Annotated in this window: 17 protein-coding genes; 7 read left to right on the top strand and 10 right to left on the bottom strand. The window is 57.0% G+C overall.

All coding sequences use genetic code 11. From position 1 onward, the window contains the following. Nucleotides 1-86 precede the first annotated feature (86 nt). Nucleotides 87-974, top strand: a complete 888-nt coding sequence (locus tag QP400_RS07605; protein ID WP_004806732.1) for a CPBP family intramembrane glutamic endopeptidase — start codon at nucleotides 87-89, stop codon at nucleotides 972-974. Between the two features lie 169 nt (nucleotides 975-1,143). Here the strand turns inward: QP400_RS07605 and QP400_RS07600 are convergent, their stop codons facing one another. The 5 genes from QP400_RS07600 to QP400_RS07580 all read right to left on the bottom strand — a co-directional run bounded on the left by QP400_RS07600 (nucleotide 1,144) and on the right by QP400_RS07580 (nucleotide 7,875). Continuing rightward, a complete protein-coding gene (locus QP400_RS07600) occupies nucleotides 1,144-1,920 on the bottom strand; it encodes a CAMP factor family pore-forming toxin (RefSeq protein WP_040315231.1) in 777 nt (258 codons plus the stop codon). A gap of 798 nt (nucleotides 1,921-2,718) precedes the next feature. Further along, a complete protein-coding gene (locus QP400_RS07595; RefSeq protein ID WP_004806728.1) occupies nucleotides 2,719-3,498 on the bottom strand; it encodes a CAMP factor family pore-forming toxin in 780 nt (259 codons plus the stop codon). Between the two features lie 284 nt (nucleotides 3,499-3,782). Then, on the bottom strand, nucleotides 3,783-4,424 hold the full coding sequence (nrdG, locus tag QP400_RS07590) for an anaerobic ribonucleoside-triphosphate reductase activating protein (protein ID WP_004806726.1): 642 nt from the start codon (nucleotides 4,422-4,424) through the stop codon (nucleotides 3,783-3,785). Further along, nucleotides 4,421-6,583, bottom strand: a complete 2,163-nt coding sequence (gene nrdD / locus QP400_RS07585) for an anaerobic ribonucleoside-triphosphate reductase (protein WP_004806725.1) — start codon at nucleotides 6,581-6,583, stop codon at nucleotides 4,421-4,423. The genes nrdG and nrdD overlap by 4 nt, the downstream gene beginning before the upstream one ends. A gap of 362 nt (nucleotides 6,584-6,945) precedes the next feature. Then, nucleotides 6,946-7,875 carry an aldo/keto reductase gene (locus QP400_RS07580; protein WP_004806724.1) on the bottom strand — a complete coding sequence of 310 codons (930 nt, stop codon included), beginning with the start codon at nucleotides 7,873-7,875 and terminating at the stop codon, nucleotides 6,946-6,948. 147 nt (nucleotides 7,876-8,022) lie between these two features. On the opposite strand from QP400_RS07580, the gene QP400_RS07575 reads away from it, so the two are divergent. The 6 genes from QP400_RS07575 (at nucleotide 8,023) to QP400_RS07550 (ending at nucleotide 13,386) form a co-directional block, all read left to right on the top strand. Beyond that, nucleotides 8,023-8,274 carry a hypothetical protein gene (locus tag QP400_RS07575; RefSeq protein WP_004806723.1) on the top strand — a complete coding sequence of 84 codons (252 nt, stop codon included), beginning with the start codon at nucleotides 8,023-8,025 and terminating at the stop codon, nucleotides 8,272-8,274. An 8-nt stretch (nucleotides 8,275-8,282) separates the two neighbouring features. Continuing rightward, the gene (locus QP400_RS07570; protein ID WP_239659972.1) at nucleotides 8,283-8,969 is read left to right on the top strand and encodes a DUF981 family protein; all 687 of its coding nucleotides are present in this window, start codon (nucleotides 8,283-8,285) and stop codon (nucleotides 8,967-8,969) included. Between the two features lie 249 nt (nucleotides 8,970-9,218). Next, nucleotides 9,219-9,503, top strand: coding sequence for an ArsR family transcriptional regulator (locus QP400_RS07565; protein WP_285462617.1), 285 nt, complete (start codon nucleotides 9,219-9,221; stop codon nucleotides 9,501-9,503). Between the two features lie 77 nt (nucleotides 9,504-9,580). Continuing rightward, nucleotides 9,581-10,519, top strand: coding sequence for a cation diffusion facilitator family transporter (locus QP400_RS07560; RefSeq protein WP_004806718.1), 939 nt, complete (start codon nucleotides 9,581-9,583; stop codon nucleotides 10,517-10,519). Between the two features lie 118 nt (nucleotides 10,520-10,637). Continuing rightward, a complete protein-coding gene (locus QP400_RS07555; protein ID WP_004806716.1) occupies nucleotides 10,638-11,678 on the top strand; it encodes a trypsin-like serine peptidase in 1,041 nt (346 codons plus the stop codon). Between the two features lie 199 nt (nucleotides 11,679-11,877). Next, a complete protein-coding gene (locus QP400_RS07550) occupies nucleotides 11,878-13,386 on the top strand; it encodes a sodium/glutamate symporter (RefSeq protein ID WP_004806715.1) in 1,509 nt (502 codons plus the stop codon). A gap of 51 nt (nucleotides 13,387-13,437) precedes the next feature. On the opposite strand, the gene QP400_RS07545 is transcribed toward QP400_RS07550, so the two are convergent. From QP400_RS07545 to QP400_RS07525, 5 genes are all read right to left on the bottom strand, one after another. Next, the gene (locus tag QP400_RS07545) at nucleotides 13,438-14,076 is read right to left on the bottom strand and encodes a LysE family translocator (protein WP_004806714.1); all 639 of its coding nucleotides are present in this window, start codon (nucleotides 14,074-14,076) and stop codon (nucleotides 13,438-13,440) included. Nucleotides 14,077-14,124: 48 nt separating this feature from the next. Then, nucleotides 14,125-15,489, bottom strand: coding sequence for a PFL family protein (locus QP400_RS07540; RefSeq protein ID WP_004806712.1), 1,365 nt, complete (start codon nucleotides 15,487-15,489; stop codon nucleotides 14,125-14,127). A gap of 1 nt (nucleotide 15,490) precedes the next feature. Continuing rightward, complete coding sequence (locus tag QP400_RS07535; protein WP_004806710.1) at nucleotides 15,491-15,760, bottom strand: ACT domain-containing protein; 270 nt, start codon at nucleotides 15,758-15,760, stop codon at nucleotides 15,491-15,493. A gap of 80 nt (nucleotides 15,761-15,840) precedes the next feature. Continuing rightward, nucleotides 15,841-16,584, bottom strand: a complete 744-nt coding sequence (locus tag QP400_RS07530) for a sulfite exporter TauE/SafE family protein (protein ID WP_040315108.1) — start codon at nucleotides 16,582-16,584, stop codon at nucleotides 15,841-15,843. An 86-nt stretch (nucleotides 16,585-16,670) separates the two neighbouring features. Next, nucleotides 16,671-17,564, bottom strand: a complete 894-nt coding sequence (locus tag QP400_RS07525) for an alpha/beta hydrolase fold domain-containing protein (RefSeq protein WP_004806706.1) — start codon at nucleotides 17,562-17,564, stop codon at nucleotides 16,671-16,673. Nucleotides 17,565-18,227: the final 663 nt, after the last annotated feature.

Below are 18,227 nucleotides of genomic sequence, written 5' to 3'. Positions count from 1 at the left end.
TCAGCTCACCGGGCAAGGGATCCCCTAGTGGGAAATCAGGGGCATTCCCTATATAAATAGCGCCTCCCACCTGATTGAGTAGAAATATGGAGAACAGCGCCGCCCCCACCCCTATCCCGATCGCCCTACCGAAGAACACTTGTATCCGCCAAAAATCTGCTTGTATATTTGTTCTACAAGCTGCATTGCGAACCACCGTAGCGGTCAGCGTCCTCCTAGTAGCGATGGTTGGTCCGGTGGCAATCGTAGGTGCGATCCCCGAACTGCGCTCCCGCTTTTCCGGCACCACCCAGATGGGCCCATACGGGCAAGTAATGACCGCTGTGGGGGTACATGCCCTCATAGTGGTACTGGTTGCCCTCGCCCTCGCCCTGTTAGTGCACTATTGGGACAAAACCACCCTGGACGTGCTGAGGCTGAGACCAACCGCAAAAGGTGTCGTCTGGTTTACGGCAATGCTTGTACTGGCGGCCCTAATCGCGCTAGTTGCCCAGTTGTTTACCGGCGGATTAGGCGGGTATCGCGCCCCCGCGCACCTGCCCGCGTGTCTAGGGGCGGTGGCGGCGCTGAGCAGCGGGTTCTTCGCGCATGCCATCCCCGAAGAACTGGTTTTCCGGGGCTGGTTGCTGCACTTTTTTCGATTCCGTCCCTGCCTAGGGCTGTTCATTGTCACCGCCACATTTGCCGGCCTACACCTAGTTTTCCAGGGCGGTGGGGCAGAAGTTGGCGAACAGCTAGCCTACCTAACCATGCCCTTAGGGTTCGGCTTCGCCGCCGGAGCGGTGCGACTCAAAACGGCTAACCTGTGGCCCGCCATCGGTCTGCACGGCGGATTTTACTTAGGCAACTTCCTGGTCAGCCTCTTTGCGGCCAGCGCCCCAAACACGAGAACGTGGATCTTCATGGGCATCGCCTGGTTTGTAGTAGGCCTCGCAATAAAACCTAACAAGGGTGCCTTTACACGGCAACACTAAGACCGGACCTGTGGGGCGCAGCGCGCCTATGCCGGTGTCCACCCAGGTGGAAAGGCAGCCCTCAGGTTCCTACCCAGGCGGAAAAGCAGCGCTAGAACAGAAAAAAGAGGTGGAACCCAGATGGGTCCCCCCTCTTTTCGACCTTAGAAACTAATGCCTAAGAAGTAGATTACCTGCCGGCCTCGGCAACCCTGTAAGCCGCCTGCAGATCAGCAATAGCCTTGTCAACGTCAGCAACGGTGGCGCGAGCATTAAACCAGACGCCAACAGCCTTGGTGATATTGCGGTTCAAAGTATGGTAGGTGCGGAAGGACTTCTTGCCCAAGATATTCCTGTCACGAGCGAAGCGCGTGTTCCAGATGACCTTGTCAAGCTTCGCCTTCACGTAGATGGTGGCGGTGTCCGAAGGGGACAGGTCGGGGTACTGTGAAACCCTGGCTAGAACATCCTTCAACTCCTGGGAAGCAGCCTGCAAGGCCGAAGTGGAATTGGTTAGGTTGATCAGCTTTAGAACAGCCTTAGTGGTGGCCAAACCTAGCTCAACGTGGGTCGGCTTAACCTTGGTGGTCAGTTTAGTGGTGGCAGTCTCAATGGTGTCGGCGATAGTTAGAGTCAGTTCGAGGCGAGCGCCGATAGTGTTCATGTCGAACTTAGAAACGTCGCCCGTGATGATGGCGGTCAGAGTGTCGCGCAGGTCGAACGCGGTCGTTAGCAGGTCCCTGATTTGAGGCTTGTAATCGCCGGTGGGAAGAACAGCCTGCCGCTTCTGCATGGTGTTAATGCGGTCATTTACCTCGGACAGCATCTGCTGGGCTTGCGCCTTAGCCGGGGCAGCAGCGACGACTGCGGCCGGTGCGGGAGCAACTCCAGCGGTAGCAACCGCGGGCATAGCTGGGGTCAGCAGGGCTGCTGCGAGGGCTGGAACTACAAGAAATCGAGTTTTCATTGATCGGACTTTCTGAGTAGAGGTACGAGGCACGGTGTGCGCACCATTGGATAACATCCGAAAACCTACCGGGTGGTGGTGAACGGTACGCGGCCAGGCTGGACGCGCATCTACTACCAGTACTCTGCCGCCAAAAGCCTGGATAGTTCTAATTCTTAGATCGAGGTAATGCACGAAACTTTTGCAACATAAAATATTGTTAAAATTCCCTGAAGAGATGAATGTGAAGAAAATTGGTGCGTGCTGATCAGCATAAACTCCACCTAGGGTCAAATGATGCGATCCTAGTTAGGGGTGGAGCGTACCAGAGTTGGCGCTTCCAAATAGTGGCATTACTGGCCTTATGGGGGTGCAATAGTGTAGCTCGGCTGCCGGAAAACGGAGCCATATAATGGCGGGTTCTGATTATATTTGCCCGCAAGGAATACCTATTCGCCAATTCGTGACAATTGGAGAGTGAATGGTGCATGTCCTGGGCGTTTCGGCCAGGGGACTGTAGTCCCTCAGTGCTTTCGTGAACCTCGGCGTTTCGTCGAACCTTGGCGATCTACACCATGTTTCGCGGAAAACACTAAGGGGCGGGAAATAATGCCAAGGCCCGCGCACGCCGATCCCACATCGAGGGCGAAGCTCACCAGCCTTCCCATTTGCGCCAATCTTGCCAGCTGGCACGTACTGAATCGCTGGCAAGTCCGCTGCCTGATTTGCCTGTTAAATGTGGGAAAGGTGGAACCCCGAAGGGTCCCACCTTTCCCAGAGTTTCTAAAGCCTGAAAGCCTTAGCTAAATTAGTGCAGGTTTACTTGCCGGCCTCGGCGGTCTTGTAAGCAGCCTGCAGATCGGCAATAGCCTTGTCAACGTCAGCAACGGTGGCGTGAGCGTTGAACCAAACGCCAACAGCCTTGGTGATGTTGGAGTTCAAGGTGTTGTAGGTCTCGAAGGACTTCTTGCCCAGGATGTGCTTGTCGCGGTCGAAACGGGTGTTCCAGATGACCTTGTCAAGCTTCGCCTTCACGTAGATGGTGGCGGTGTCCTTGGCAGTCAGGTCGGGGTACTGGGAAACCTTGGCGAGCACGCCCTTCAGTTCCTTCTGAGCGGCTTCAAGATCGGCGGAGGAGTTGGTCAGGTTGATCAACTTCAGGACAGCCTTGGTGGTGGCCAGTCCGAGCTCAATGTGGGTGGCCTGCACCTTGTTGGTCAGCTTGGTGGTAGCAGTCTTGATCGTGTCCGCAATAGTCAGGGTCAGCTGGTAGCGGGCCTCGATGGTCTGCATGTCGAACGCGCTGATGTCGCCCTTAGCGATGGCAATCAGGGTGTCCTTCAGGTCGAAGGCGGTCTTCAGAAGGTCCTTTACCTGGGCCTTGTAATCACCGGTGGGCAGGACGGCTTCCTGCTTCTTCAGGGTGTCGATGCGGCCGTTGACGTTGGTCAGCATCTTCTTAGCTTCGGTCTTAGTCTTTGCGGGAGCGGAGGCAACAGCGGCCGGTGCGGGAGCAGCTTCAGCGGAGGCAACTGCGGGCAGAACGGGGGTAAGTAGGGCTGCTGCGAGGGCGGGTACTACGAGAACTCGAGATTTCATCGGTCGAACTTTCTGAGTCGGTTACGAAGGCACGCCATGCGCACCACTGGAAAACTACCGAAAACCTACCAGGTGGAGGTGATCGGTACGCGACCATTCTAAACAGGTATTTATCAGCGACACCACACGTTCAAGAAGATGAAAATTTCTAATATTAAAGGGGGTGCGCGTATGAAAACCTTCCAATCTTAAATTTTTCCCAAAGTCGCTGAATAGTGCGTGAGAGGCGGCTGCGTGAGCTATTAGTCGGGTTAAAAGATTAATTCATATTAATTTATGTGATGTTAATCAACAATACTGCGAGCTGTGGCTTTACTCTGCCAGATAGTAGCCCTACCAGCTATTTCGGACGCAGAGACGTCAATTATCCGTTGGTTTGCTGATCCACGGAAAGGCAAGTTCGGATCAAATTCCGCCTGAATGAATGGCCCATCAACCAACACATCACACATAGCAAGCAGCTCCCGCTTGTCCTTATTCTCCATCCGCAACTGCTCCCAGGTGTATCCAGACCAAGCCCATACTGTTTTGGTGTCGCCGAACTTGGTGCGCAGCTGCTGTAGTAACGGAAGTAGGACGGGGGTTGCCAAAAAAGGTTCCCCGCCCAGTAGTGACAGTCCAGCCACGTAAGGTTTGGCCAGATCGGCAAAAATCCGTTCTTCTAACCGGTCATCGTAAGGGCTGCCATACTGGAAAGATTGCGCCGCCTTGTTGTAGCAGCCCGGGCACTTGAAGGGACACCCAGACATATAGAGGGAACAGCGCACGCCTTCGCCGTCAACAAAGTTGAATGGCTTGTAGTCGGCAACGTAGTTGCGCGAAAGTAACCGGCCGTCCCACTGGCCAATTTTCGGTTGGCGTACCCCGTGGCCGCGAGCATAATCGACTTGCTCGCGGACCGACGGGGTAGACGGAGGGACGGTCATCGGGTGGGTCCATCCATGTGTTTTACTCGCGAAGCGATCTCAGTGTGGCGTCCATGCACCATGGGCCGCTTCTGCGGGTTTCCAAGATAGCCGCAGGTTCGTTTGACTACGTCGCACGAATTCGGGTCAGCGTTGCCGCAGTCAGGGCATTTGAAACCCTCCTCGGTAGGCAGGAACTCGCCCTCAAAGCCGCACACAAAGCACTTATCGATCGGCGTGTTAGTGCCCAGGTACGCCACCTTGTCATAGGCGTAATCCCATACGGCCTCCAGGGCCTTCGCATTGTGGGTCAGCTTTGGGTACTCGCAGTAGTGGATGAAACCGCCCTTTGTGTACGGTTCATATGGGGACTCGAAATCGATCTTCTCGAAGGGCGTGATCTTCTTGCGCACGTCATAATGGAAGGAATTCGTGTAGTAGTCCTTCTGCGTAATATCCGGCACTGAGCCAAACTTTTGCCGGTCCAATCTGCAAAAACGATCCGTCAACGATTCCGAGGGAGTGGAATAGACGCTAAACCAGTACGGGTATTCGCGCTTCCACTGATCGGCGTAAGCAGACAGCTTGCGCACTACTCTCAGGGTGAAATCCTTCGCCTGCGGGTTAGATTCCCAATTCGGGCCGTAGAAGCAAGTAGCCGTCTCATACAGGCCAATGTAACCAATAGATAGCGTAGAACGCTGGTTGTGGAAGAACTGCGTAACGGATTGCTCGCCCTCGCCCGCACGAATCCCAAAGGCACCATGCTTGTACAGGATCGGGGCGTTGTCCGGGGTAGCGTCCTCGCACCGTTTCGCGCGAAAGACAAGGGCTTCCTTAACTACCTGCATGCGCTCATCGAACAACTGCCAGAAACGATCCTGATCTCCGTGCGCCTCCATCGCAATGCGCGGCACGTTCAAAGTGACCACGCCAAGATTGTTACGGCCTGCATTAACTGCCTCGCCGGTTTCTGGATCCACCCACTTCGGCAAGAATGAACGGCAACCCATGGGTGCCTTGTAGTCGCCCTCTATTTCCGTCAGCTTGTCGTAGGACAAGACATCTGGGTACATGCGCTTAGTGGAGCATTCAAGTGCCAACTGCTTGATGTCATAATTCGGGTCAGATGGATCCAAATTGACGCCGCGGCGCAGCCCAAACACCAGCTTCGGGAAAATTGCAGTGTAATGATCCTTTCCGATCCCCTTTATCCGTACCTGCAAAATGGCCTTCTGGATCTCGCGCTCAAACTCGGAGGTTCCCAGGCCGAAGCCTAAAGTGACAAACGGAGTCTGCCCATTCGAGGAATACAGCGTATTGATCTCGTATTCCAAAGACTGCATCGCGTCGTAAATGTCCTTGCGGGTCTTCGCCATGGCGTAGTCGTGCTGCTTTTCGGGGGCAACCCACTGCTCCGCATCCCGTACGTGCTTTTCGTAGTTGATCTGTGCGTACGGCGCCAAGACTTCGTCGGCGCGATCCACCGAGCAGCCACCGTACTGTGAGGACGCCACATTCGCGATAATCTGCGCAATCTGCGCCGTAGCCGTATTGATGGAACGGGGAGATTCTACCCGCGCGTTGCCAATCTGGAAGCCCTCGGCCAACATGCCCTTGATGTCGATCAGGCAGCAGTTAGTCATTGGTTGGAACGGGTTGTAATCCAGGTCATGGAAGTGGATCTCGCCTTTAATGTGCGCGTTCGCCACTGCGGGGGGCAGTAAATTTTTGAGGGCGTAGGCGCGCGCCACCGAACCGGCGGTCAGATCGCGCTGGGTGTTGAAAACGGTCGAATCCTTGTTCGCGTTCTCGTTTACCACGGTCTTGTCGCGACGCATCAGCTTATCTAAGGAGGCGGAAACGTCCATCGCGGTTTCGCGTGCCTTGTCGCGGTCGTGGCGGTACTCGATGTAGGCGCGCGCAACCTGTGGGTACCTGGAGGACATGAGCGCATCCTCGACCGCACGTTGAATGGTGGGGATGTCTAATGTGCCGTCCGGCAGGGAAGCGATCGCGTCCTCTGTGGTGTCGGAAACGAATGCTGGATCATCAATCCCTTGATCGTTCATGGCTAGGTAGACAGCCCGGTAAATCTTGCTGGCGTCGAAAGTTACCGTTCGGCCATCACGTTTTTCGACCAGTGTCGTTTCCTTCGTGTTAGCAGCCGCGGTAACCATTTCGTAACCCCCCAGGTAGAAGCAATATCTTGTGTTAGCCAGACGCCCTAGACCCCATATCTAGTGGTTGGCACATAGGTAGGTTACATCAATGTGATTAGCTTTTTGACTTACACGCCCACATGGAAAAGTTGCCATATTTTTCCTTCAGGGACTCTTTCGCGCGGCGCTGCGGAAAAATGAAAATCATTCAAGAATGTGGAGTGCGTCACCATTGGCCATGTGCTGCGGAGATGTCAGAAATGTGAATTCTTGCATGCGAGGGCGACTTACCATCGACCGTGCAAATCGGTTTAAAAAGTACCGCCCTCGGGGCGGTGGCAGACTCGCGCCGAGGGCGGTAGATGTGGCAAAAGGGACGGTTATAGTCCCTGGGACACCTTAGTTAGTGCTTCGACCTCGTCCGGGTCGAGCTGCAAGGTAGCGCCAACCATAATCTGCTCCAGCTGCTCGGTGTTGCGGGCTGAAGCGAGCGGGGCCGCCACCGTGTCCTGAGCGTGCAGCCACGCTAGCGCCACCGCACCCGGAGTGACTGACCGCTTGTCGGCAATGGCCTTCAGTTGGTCAACCGTGTCGAAAGCCTGGTCGTTCAGGTAGGGCGCAACCATGTCCTTGCGGTCCCCGCGCACAGGTTCATCCCGCTTGTACTTGCCAGTCAAGAAGCCGGAAGCGAGCGAGAAGTAGGGGAACACCGCCAAGTTGTATTCCCGGGCTATCGGGGCGCGCTCGTCCTCGAAATCGGCGCGCGTGACCAGGTTGTAATGCGGCTGCATCGCCACCGGAGCGCGGAATCCGTTCTTCTTCGCGATCTGCATCCACTCGGTAAAGCGAGTCGGCTCAAAGTTCGATATCCCGATCTCGCGGATCAGGCCCTCCTCGGCCAACTCCGAAAAAGCGTGGGCGAACTCGTCCATCGGCACCTCGGGATCGTCCTCGTGTGCGTAATACAAGTCGATCTGTTCGACCCCCATGCGCTCGGCTGACTCCTGCGCCGCCTTACGGATATTTTCGGGAGCCAACCCCTTCCTGTCCGGCTTCTGGCCGACCTTGGTGGCAACCAGCACTTTCTCCCGATTGGCAGAGAGCCAACGCTTCATGGCGGATTCAGATTCTCCGCCCTGGTTGCCTGGCGCCCACGCCGAATACACGTCAGCGGTGTCGATCATGTTGCCGCCCGCATCGGCGAAGGCGTCCAAAATTTTGTAGGTAGTAGCTTCGTCAGCGGTCCACCCGAAGGGGTTTGCGCCCAGCGCAATTCCAGAAACTTCCAAGTCAGATTTTCCAATGTTCATACAAAAAGTCTAGGAAATAAGGTGACCTGGTGCACCGTCAATTAGCGGATGAGAGGCGGTATCGCCAGTGGCAGAAATTAGATATTTAATTAGAAGATTCTCATAATGCTCTGGTCAAAGCGGTTTTATAGGACTAAGGTAACAGGTATGGACAACTTAGATAGCTTTACCGGGTTGCCCGCCGAGGTCGACGACGAAGCCGCGCGGCGTTGGGCAAGCCTGATCGTGAAAATACTCTGGCCCGTGATTGTGATTGGAGTGTTAGTTGGAATCATCTTTTGGGTAACTGCATCCAGTGAAACTGGCAGGGACATTGGCGCCCTCTGCTGGTGCATCACCTTCGGGGCTAGTGTGGCCCTCCTTAGTATCCGCCAGGCCGTCCTGGCAGAAAGGAGGTAGTCATGATAATGCAGGGGGTTACTTTCAATACGACAATGGCGCTGGTAGCCGGCACCATCATGATTCTGGCAGTCGTGTTCGCCCGCACCGCAGCCCGCGCGCAGGCAGCGGTGCCAGGAAAGGCACGCACCCTGACAGGCTGGGGGTGGGCCTTCGTCGCCCTCGGCGCATATCTGGGCGTGACCGGCATGTACATGACGCTGATGTGGCCGCTAAAAGAGGTCGACGGCGCATTTTGCTGCACCGTTGACAACGTCACCTTCGGCGAGCCTGCAGCGCTATACGGACTGCTCACCTTTATTGCCGGGCTAGCAATTATTGCCGCGCAAAAGGCCGCTGACCGCAAGGAGCGGCCGCTCGATCTAGTCGGCACGCTGCGCCCAATCCTTTACGTGGCCGCGGTTGGAGGTGTCGGCTTAGTCATGTTCGCCATCGCAGGAATGCACTTCGGCATGTGGCGGCCGCCAGACATTGAACCCATCGCCCGCTTGATGGCGGGGCAAATTTGGGAGCCACTTATGGTTATGTGCCTGTACGGTTTCAGTGGGATTGCGGCGATGCTTGCCCCCTTCGCCCCCGAAAATAAGTGGGTCGGCCGCATCGCCACCCTGCTGACATGGGGTTGCGGTGTCACGTGGGTGTTCCTATCGTTTACCGTGTTCTATTCGCACGTGGGCTTCTTTCCGCCGGCCTAAACCGCGCAGCTGCTTGCTTGAGTTAAGCGTTTGCCACAACAGTCTTGACGCTAGCGATCGGGGCACTCCGCCACCGCGGCGATCAGTGCGCCCGCTAGCGGCAAGACTTCTTTTTGGTAGGGGCGAGGGGAAGGCAAGATATGCATGCGATCGAGTGTGGGTGCGCTAGCGTCTTGCGCGCCGCCCCCAAGTCAGTTATCTTAATGTCTGAACAGTTGTTCAGGTGTGAAACTAAAAGGGGTGCTTGTGGTGGCATCGAGTAATGCGCAAGCCGAATGTGACGCAGACAAGCCGCGTTTTGAATTACTGCGGGCCACCCTGCCCGCCGAAGATGAAATACAGCAGATTGCGCAGATTATGCGACTGTTTGGCGATCCGGCCCGGTTGCGGCTGCTGCTGGTACTCCTAGAGGTCGACGAAATGTGCGTAGGGGACTTGGCACAGTTAGCCCAGATGAACGAATCGGCCACCTCGCACGCACCACGTAGTTGCCGTCCGTCGCGAGGGCCGCATGGCCTACTACCGCATTATTGACACCCACGTGAAAGCATCCTTGCAGCTCACGCTCGATCACGTGCGTCACGAAACGAATTAAAGAACTAGGAATTGTAATGGGCCACAGCCATAGCCACAGCCACGATCACGGGGTCGGCGAGCAAACCGCCACCGGCGCCCACCGGGGCCGCCTACTAATTGTCTTCTTTATTTACCTACTAATCATCCTCGCTGAACTGATCGGCGCCTGGTGGGCAAACTCCCTGGCCCTAGTCGCCGAAGCGATGCACATGACCGTCGATTCTTCGGGCATTCTGATCGCCCTGATAGCTGCCTGGCTGGCAACCCGCAAGGCTTCCCCCAGGCGCACCTACGGGTGGATGAGGGCGGAGATTATTGCCGTCCTCATCAATTGCTTCTTATTGCTAGGGGTGGGTGTCTTCATTGCCTACGAGGCGGTAGATCGCTGGATTAACCCGCCGCAGGTGCACGGCGTGGGCGTGATCGGCTTTGCGGTAGTTGGCGTTATCGGTTCGGCCGTGTCGCTCTTCCTGCTGGCCGGCGGGCAAAAAGAATCTTTGAACGTGAAAGCCGCCTTCCTCGAAGTCATGAGTGATGGCATCGGCGCCGCCGGTATCATCCTCTCGGGGGTGCTGAACGTTGCCTTCGGGTGGAACCGGATCGACGCCATCGCTGCGGCCGCCGTGGGCTTGATCATCTTGCCGCGCACCTTCGTCCTGCTGAAAAAGGCGGTAAACATCATCATGCAAGGCGTGCCGGAAGGTATGAATGTCAAGGAAATCCGCGCCTCGCTAGCTGCCGCCAAGGGCGTAGACGCAATCCACTCGCTGCACGTGTGGGCGCTGACCTCAGGCGTGCCGGTGTTGAGTGCGCACGTGCGCGTCAGCGAGCAGGCGTGGGTTGATGGATCCGGGCCGCGCATCTTGGACGAGCTGACCCATACGGCCCAACATCAGTGGGGGATTGATCACTGCACCTTCCAGCTCGAAGAACCTGGGCACGAGCACCACGAAGCCGCCATGCATGCCAACTAGCTGGCCGTATTAGGGCGCCGGCCTGGACTAATGTACCTACTCTCACGCGCCTAACCCCTGTGCATACGCTCGCGCACCTTATACTCTGGTAAATGTTCTCCCAATGGAAAGGGTCGCGATGTCGGCAAGGAAGTCTTCGCTGGGCGCAGTAGCAGCGCTCGCAATGATCGCTACAGTTGTTATGGTCCCGGCAGCAGGAGCAGATGAGCTACCCGTCGGCGGCGCGGATGGCACTATTACTTCTCCCGAGCAGGCCGATCCGGAGCTCACGGTTGAATATTGGACGCCACAGCGGATGCGTGCCGCGCAGCCGCCAGAGTCGCCCTCGACACCCTTCCGGACGCGAATCCGCACCCGTAGCGCCGCGCCAACAGCGAAGATGCCCGCAGACTATACGGAGCAGGAAACGGTGCTCACTCAGCCGAAAGCTCCCCTCGGCAAGGCGGCGTATTCCAAGAGTGATGACACGAAGGTGACGGCGGTGGGAGCCGTAAATGGCAAAGTGTTCTACCGGGATCCGGCGCTCGACCACGATTCGCGCTGCTCGGCCGCTGCCGTGAATACCCCAAAGAAGACCGTGGTGCTGACCGCAGGGCACTGCGTGATCTCGGCTCGGTCGAAGAAGTGGGTGAAGAACTGGGTGTTCGTGCCTGGATACAAGGATGGGCAGGCCCCGCACGGCAAGTTCGCTGCCAAGAAGATGCGCACCACCCCCGAGTGGACAAAGTACAACTTTAGTGTGGATGGGGTAGTAGGCGATGTGGCTATGGTAGAAACCGCGCCGAATTCGAAGGGCAAAAAGGTAGTTGACGAAGTAGGTGGGCACGGCCTTATTGCAGGGGGTCCGCTGAACTTCCACGCGCTGATGGTGGGCTATCCCAGCGACATTAAGGAGGGCGAACAGGTGTCTTTCTTCGAGGGCGACGGCAAGAGCTACGACTGGGGGGAGCGGCGTTTTAGTACCATTGCCGGTTCGAAGTTTGGCGTCGGCGCCTCCGGTGGGCCGTGGCTTGCTCACTACAGCAAGGCGGCCGAGGTGGGCTATGTTCGCGGACTGTCCTCCTTTGGTCCGCAGGACGATTCCTTCATGGGCTCGCCCTACTTCAATACCCAGTTGAAAGATTTGTACGCTGCTACTGAATCTAAGGCGACTAAGTAAATTTGCCTTGGCGGCAAATTTGGGAACCATTTTGCTTTAGTGACATGGAGTCATGCAGGCATGGCTAAAAATTGACATTCTTTAGAAAGATTTTATACAACTGAAGCAGTGTCTTGACCCACGCACCTTAATCTGCTGCGCCTCGCGCTAGCTGATCCCAGGGCTACAGGGGTCCCGTTAACTAGCAGAGGAGCAGGTAATGGACGCAAAACAAGTTGGCTTCGCATTGCTGTTGCTGGGCATATTTTTGCTTATCGGCAAGGTGCTGCGCGTAAAAGTAAGGTGGATTCAAAAGATCTTCCTCCCCTCGTCAATCGTAGGCGGATTCGTCGCGCTCTTTCTTGGGCCCGGCGTTTTTGGGGCGATCGCTGACAAGCTCGGCTACCACCAGTTTGCCGACGGCGGGCTGCTAGGGGAAAACGTCCTCAGCATCTGGTCAACCCTTCCGGGGCTGCTAATCTCAGTAGTGTTTGCCACGCTGTTCATGGGCCAGGATCTGCCGGGTCCTAAACGCATCGTCAATATTGCGGGCCCCCAGCTATCGGTTGGCGTGGCAATGGCAACTGGCCAATACGTTGCCGGCCTGCTACTGACCGTTGCCATATTGGTGCCACTGTTCGGTATTTCCCCAATGGCGGGCGCACTGATCGAAATTGGTTACGAGGGCGGACACGGTACCGCCGCCGGCATGATCCCCGTGTTCAAAGAATTAGGGTGGTCCGAGGGCGGCGACCTTTCCATCGGTGTTGCTACTGTCGGCCTCGTAGGGGGCGTAGTCCTAGGCGTTGCGCTGATCAACTGGGCCGTGCGCACCGGCCGCACCCAGATTGTCAAAGAGACGGCTAACCGCTCTGTCGAAGAGCAGCAGGGTCTGTTCCGTTCTGACGAAAACTACGTGGCAGCACACATGACCGTGCGTCCGTCCTCGATCGAACCCCTGTCATTGCACGTAGCGTTCCTTGCACTGGCAATCCTGATCGGCCAGGCAATGCTTTCCGGGCTGCAGTGGATGGAACAGATGCTGTGGATTGACCACATCAAGTTGATGGCCTTCGTGCCCCTGTTCCCGCTGGCAATGATCGGCGGCATTATTGTGCAGGTGCTGCTGAAAGCCGTTGGCTACTCGCACATCATCGATTCGCAAATGATGCTTCGTATTCAAGGCCTTGCACTGGACATCTTGATTCTGGCTGCCATGGCAACTATCTCTATCAAGGCCATTTCAGACAACCTGGTGCCGTTCCTCGTGCTGTGCCTTGGCGGCGTGGTGCTAAACCTGTTTGTGCTGCTGTGGCTGACCCCACGCACCATCCCCGAATACTGGTTTGAACGCGGCATTGGCGACTTCGGGCAGGGCATGGGCGTTACCGCCACCGGCCTGATCCTGATGCGCATCGTCGACCCGGAAGGCAAGTCGCCCTGCTTCGAAGCGTTCGGCTTCAAACAGCTGGTATTCGAACCCTTCTTCGGCGGCGGCATCATTACCGCCATGGTTGCTCCACTAATCTTCTCGGTGGGGCCGTGGCCGGTGCTGATCGTCATGAGCATCATCTTCATAGCCGCAGTGCTGTCCGGCCTGTTCTACTGGGGCAAGAGCGGACGCGGGTGGATCAACCCGCAGGCCGCCATCGAACACGAAGAAGAACACGTGCGGCGCGACTGGCGTCCCTCCGAAGAACTGGCCAATCCGCCAGGAACTCTGAACTAAGCGAGCTGGCGGGCCCGACCCTAGGGCGGCTTAGTCGCCCTCAGAGGCCCGCTAGAACACTTCGGCTACGCCCTTACCCAACAGCACGGTAGCCAGCACCAGCATGATGATGCCGGTGCCCCCATCCATCACAGAACGGTAGCGGTTTACCCACCGCTGTACCTTCGGGGTAGAAATTAGCAGCGCTACCGCCCCAAACCAGATCACTTCCATGCTGATCAGGTAGACCACCATGGCGCTCATGGACAGGACAGATAGGTTCGTGGGCAGGAAATTAGACAAGATGGCGCCGAAGAAGATGACCGCCTTCGGGTTAGTCAGATTAGTCAGCAACCCGGACCGGAATGGGTGCGAATTCAGGTAGTCCTTGACCTCCTCTTTGCCGTCCTCGGCAGGACGGCGCGCAGCAAGAGCAGAACGGATAGCCTGCCACCCCAACCAGATCAGGTAGAAGCCGCCAAGCACCGAAATGATGGTGATCGCCCAGGGGAAAGCCTTCGCAATAGCGCCCAAGCCAGCAATCGCTGCAGCCAGCCACAGCAGTACACCCAGCACAATTCCCGCCGCAGTCTTTAGCCCGTGGAGGCGGGAAATCGTGCCAGAACGCAACGTCAGAAAGAAATCCGGCCCGGGCGTAATAATGATTGCCACCCAGGCAACGGTCAGGGCAGTGAACTGGCTGAAATCCATCCGGACTCCTAACTGTGTTTAGTTTCTATAACCGGCCGCAGCTAGCGTTTAGTTCTTAAAGCCGTGCACTGGCGAGGGGATGCGACCGCCGCGGGCTACCAGTGCACTAGAGGAATATTTAGACACTTCCATAATTGGCGCGCGCCCCAGCAATCCGCCGAACTCTACGGTCTGGCCCACGTTCATGCCGGGTACGGGAATTACGCGCACCGCGGTGGTCTTGTGATTGATCATGCCGATGGCTGCCTCGTCAGCGATCATGCCGGCAATAGTGTCGGCCGAGGTGTCTCCTGGGATCGCAACCATGTCCAACCCCACCGAACAGATCGCCGTCATTGCTTCCAGCTTGTCGATGGTGATCGCGCCCATTTCTGCTGCCTCGATCATGCCAATGTCTTCCGAAACGGGAATGAAGGAACCAGAAAGGCCGCCCACGTGGCCACACGCCATCAGCCCACCCTTCTTTACCGCATCATTAAGCAGGGCGAGGGCGGCGGTGGTTCCGGGTGCGCCCACGCGCTCTACGCCCATCTCTTCGAGGATGCGCGCAACCGAATCGCCGACCTCGGCGGTGGGGGCGAGCGACAGATCTACGATGCCGAAGGGAACCCCAAGCCGATCGGCCGCCATGTTGCCAACTAGTTGGCCAACGCGAGTGATCTGGAACGCCGCCCTCTTTATAGTTTGGGCACACTTGCCAAAAGACAGACCGGAAGCCTTCTCGAGGGCGCGGCGCACCACCCCCGGCCCGGATACGCCCACGGACAGCACCACATCCGGTTCGGCAACGCCGTGGAAGGCGCCTGCCATGAACGGGTTGTCGCCCACGGAATTGCAGAACACGACCAGCTTGGCAGCCCCGATGGCACTGCGGTCGGCAGTCTCCTCGGCCGCCTGCTTCACTACCTGCCCCATCTTTGCTACGGCAGACATGTTTATCCCGGAGCGCGAGGAACCAATCGACACCGACGAACAGACGTATTCAGTCTGTGCCAGCGCCTGGGGGATCGAATCGATCAGCAGCTTGTCAGCTGTTGTCGCGTCCTTGTCAACAATGGCGCTGTAGCCGCCAATAAAATCGACTCCTACCTCGCGGGCTGCAGCGTCCAGAGTGCGCGCCACTTTCACCATGTCCTCGGCAGACTTTGCCGCACTGGCTGCCACCAGCGCAATAGGAGTCACGGACACGCGCTTGTTCACAATGGGAATGCCCAGTTCGCCCTCGATATCGCGGGCTACCTGCACTAGGTTTTGCGCCTGCGTGGTTACCCGGTCGAAAATGTTCTTGCACAGGCGGTCCAGGTTGGGATCGGCACACTGCAGCAGCGAAATCCCCATGGTTACGGTGCGGATGTCCAGGCGATCCTCTTCGATCATCTGCAGCGTATCTAGAATCTTGTTGTAAGTAGCCAAGTTATACCTCGTGCATGGCGTCGAAAATGGCCTCGGACTGAACCTTGATGATCAGATTCTCGGCCGCGGCAACCTTGCCCATGCGTTCCTGCAAAGCAGAAATGGGCAGGCGGTCGGCGTCAAATTCGCAGTGCAAGATCATCGTGAAGTACTGGTCCATCAGCGTCTGCGAAATATTTACAATGTTTACTTTTTCTTCAGCCAGGGCGTTTGCAACAGCCGACACAATTCCAGTGTGATCGACTCCCGCCACGGTTATTATCGCATCCATGTCAACTATTGTATGGATGTTAGGAGCTGCGTCTAATGCTGCCCCCGATCCGGACAAGGGAGAGGCAGACGGAGGCCAGTTCAAGCCACCAGCAGCACGATGCCGCCGCCAATAGTTACCACGTAGGCAAGGAAGTCGAAGAGCTTTTGGTCAATCCGTTTTGCCAGCAGGTAGCCAATGACGGCGCCGATGGCCACGGCCGGTATTAGCGGTAGGGCAATGGTGAACGCGTGCCAGCTGAGCACGCCCGCGAAAACCGAAAATGGTGTCTTGATTACGTTTACTAGAAAGAAGAACCAGGTGGAGGTGCCAAGGAACGCCCTCACATCCATTCGCCTTGACAGCAGATACAGGGTCAGCGCGGGCGAACCAGCATTGGCTACCATCGTGCCAAATCCGGCAAGGGTGCCGTAGAAGGCGCTGGAAACATTGCGCAGAGTAGGCGACTTTGGCGCCCTATGTTTGTGCGGCATATAGGTGATCGCAAGCTGCATAAGCGTAAGGACGATCAGGGCAATGCCGATGCCGTACCGAACCACCGCGTCGGAGGCTAAGCGTAAGAACACGGTGCCCAAGAGGACACCTAGGACAACAACGGGCATTAGCTTCTTCAGGATCGGCCAGTTAGCGTCCTTTCGGTAAAACCACAGCGCTAGCAGATCGCCGAACAGCAAAATGATCAGTAGCACCCCTACTGATTCTTTCGCTGGCAAGACGATCGCGGCGAGTGCTACCGCGATCATGCACGCTCCTGGGATGAGTCCTTTGGAAAGGCCCGCCCCAATGCCGGCAATGAATAGGATGATCCATGCTGTTGCGCTCATGCATACAGGTTTAGCACGCGTTCGGGGTCCGACCAAAGAACGAGGGCGGGGCAACTAACGCTGGAGGCGGGTAGGTGGTGGAGGCCTTAATGGGTGCGCATGAGGGCGCAGATTTGGGCCCGTGCAGCAGCTCCGGCGCGCGTTGGCAAAAGCGGGTAAACGTGCAGTCCTGAGGGTTCTTCTACCAGATCATAGTGGCCGCCCTCGGCAGCGATCTTGTGCGCGAGCAGGTGGGCGTCCGGGTTGAAGATGTCTGCGGTACCGGTAAAGATCGTGACCGGTCCTAGCGAGGCTAGCTCCGTTGCGGGTGCTAGTAGAGGGCTGACTTTCGGATCGGTTAGCGGGGTGCTTGCGGCCCACTCTTCTAGGAACACTTTGCATCCGGGTACGCCCAGCCACGGGTCTGCCTGCTGCGCTGCGGGGATATGTGGGTTCGAGAAGGTGGCGTCGAGGGCGGGCGATATCAGAACGATTGGCATGGTGGCAGTTTTTCTTATTTCGAGGGCCGCGGACAGTGCAATCTGGCCCCCAGCCGAGTCCCCGCCTAAGGCGACTTCTCCAAACTTTTCTTTAGCCGCCAGGGTGATCCGGCCTATGGAAGGGATCACCTGCGCTGCCGTGCCAAAAGGTATGAGCGGGTAGATAGGAAGTAGAACTGCCCGCCCGGTGGTGGTGGCCATCTCGGCTGCTAACTGCCAGTGCTGGGGTGCGATCTGGTTGACCCAGCCACCCCCGTGCACGTACACGAATGCGCCCCGTGGCTGCTGATCATTTGGCACTAGCACGTATATGTACTGGCCTGCCGAGTAGGTGACCTTGATGCGCACCTGTGTCTTTCCCGGAAAGAAGCGTGGCACAATCGGCTGGGGCAATAGCGCTCTTTTCGCGATTCGCTTCCGAGCCGCCGCCGGGTCTAGGTAGGCGCGGTTCGCCCTCGTGAGTTTCAAGAAAGCGGTCACCGTCCACTGCGGGATGTGCATTGGTCCTCCTTACCGGACATTGGTATAGGCAGGACTTTACTCTGCTTCCGCCTAGACGATTGGCGAGGGTGGCTTCGCGGTGTTGGGCCTAGGGGCGGGAGCCTGTCGATCCATGGTGTTTTCGTCCAGCCTTGGCGATCTACACCATGTTTCGCTGAAAACGCCAAAGGTCGAAAAAACACCGAGGCTCGCCGTCAATTCCTGTGGAGGGGAAAAGTCTTAAGATAGCCGAATTGATTACTTTTTACGCGCAGGCTGCAATTGCCGCCTTATCGGGGGTGAGGTCGCCCTGCCGCACAGCACTTACAAGCCCAGGTTTAGCTGGTGGACCAGCAAGTCAAACTGGCCGTGCTCTCGGTAGGCAGCCGCCGGTCTAGCTGGCGAAAGAATTCAAGAAAGGGTTCGAGCCTCCGCCGGGTAACTTTAGTTTTCCCACTAGAGCGCGCCGGTTTGGCGGGCCTATTTTAGGTCTATTTTGTTGCACATTAGCGGCTACGGGCACATACCGAAGCGCATTCACTCTTTGGACTTTCCCGCCCAATTACAACGAAAAACCCCGCCGTTCCAACGGGACAGCGGGGTGCTGGCGGAGGATGGGGGAGACTAAAGGGGAGTAGTCGCTGCAAGGGTTTGGCACGCCCGTGCCACTAATATGCCATCAAA

Origin of the sequence: Winkia sp. UMB3158, from assembly GCF_030217145.1 — a bacterium.
Lineage (GTDB): Bacteria > Actinomycetota > Actinomycetes > Actinomycetales > Actinomycetaceae > Winkia > Winkia anitrata.
The sequence above is the reverse complement of the archived record's forward strand: the minus strand, read 5'-3'. Positions and strand labels throughout refer to the sequence as shown.

Bases quoted from the DNA above. Each gene is read 5' to 3' on its own strand.
- QP400_RS07605 (WP_004806732.1), top strand. From the start codon at position 87: ATGGAGAACAGCGCCGCCCCCACCCCTATCCCGATCGCCCTACCGAAG.
- QP400_RS07600 (WP_040315231.1), bottom strand. From the start codon at position 1,920: ATGAAAACTCGATTTCTTGTAGTTCCAGCCCTCGCAGCAGCCCTGCTG.
- QP400_RS07595 (WP_004806728.1), bottom strand. From the start codon at position 3,498: ATGAAATCTCGAGTTCTCGTAGTACCCGCCCTCGCAGCAGCCCTACTT.
- nrdG (WP_004806726.1), bottom strand. From the start codon at position 4,424: ATGACCGTCCCTCCGTCTACCCCGTCGGTCCGCGAGCAAGTCGATTAT.
- nrdD (WP_004806725.1), bottom strand. From the start codon at position 6,583: ATGGTTACCGCGGCTGCTAACACGAAGGAAACGACACTGGTCGAAAAA.
- QP400_RS07580 (WP_004806724.1), bottom strand. From the start codon at position 7,875: ATGAACATTGGAAAATCTGACTTGGAAGTTTCTGGAATTGCGCTGGGC.
- QP400_RS07575 (WP_004806723.1), top strand. From the start codon at position 8,023: ATGGACAACTTAGATAGCTTTACCGGGTTGCCCGCCGAGGTCGACGAC.
- QP400_RS07570 (WP_239659972.1), top strand. From the start codon at position 8,283: ATGCAGGGGGTTACTTTCAATACGACAATGGCGCTGGTAGCCGGCACC.
- QP400_RS07560 (WP_004806718.1), top strand. From the start codon at position 9,581: ATGGGCCACAGCCATAGCCACAGCCACGATCACGGGGTCGGCGAGCAA.
- QP400_RS07555 (WP_004806716.1), top strand. From the start codon at position 10,638: ATGTCGGCAAGGAAGTCTTCGCTGGGCGCAGTAGCAGCGCTCGCAATG.
- QP400_RS07550 (WP_004806715.1), top strand. From the start codon at position 11,878: ATGGACGCAAAACAAGTTGGCTTCGCATTGCTGTTGCTGGGCATATTT.
- QP400_RS07545 (WP_004806714.1), bottom strand. From the start codon at position 14,076: ATGGATTTCAGCCAGTTCACTGCCCTGACCGTTGCCTGGGTGGCAATC.
- QP400_RS07535 (WP_004806710.1), bottom strand. From the start codon at position 15,760: ATGGATGCGATAATAACCGTGGCGGGAGTCGATCACACTGGAATTGTG.
- QP400_RS07530 (WP_040315108.1), bottom strand. From the start codon at position 16,584: ATGAGCGCAACAGCATGGATCATCCTATTCATTGCCGGCATTGGGGCG.
- QP400_RS07525 (WP_004806706.1), bottom strand. From the start codon at position 17,564: ATGCACATCCCGCAGTGGACGGTGACCGCTTTCTTGAAACTCACGAGG.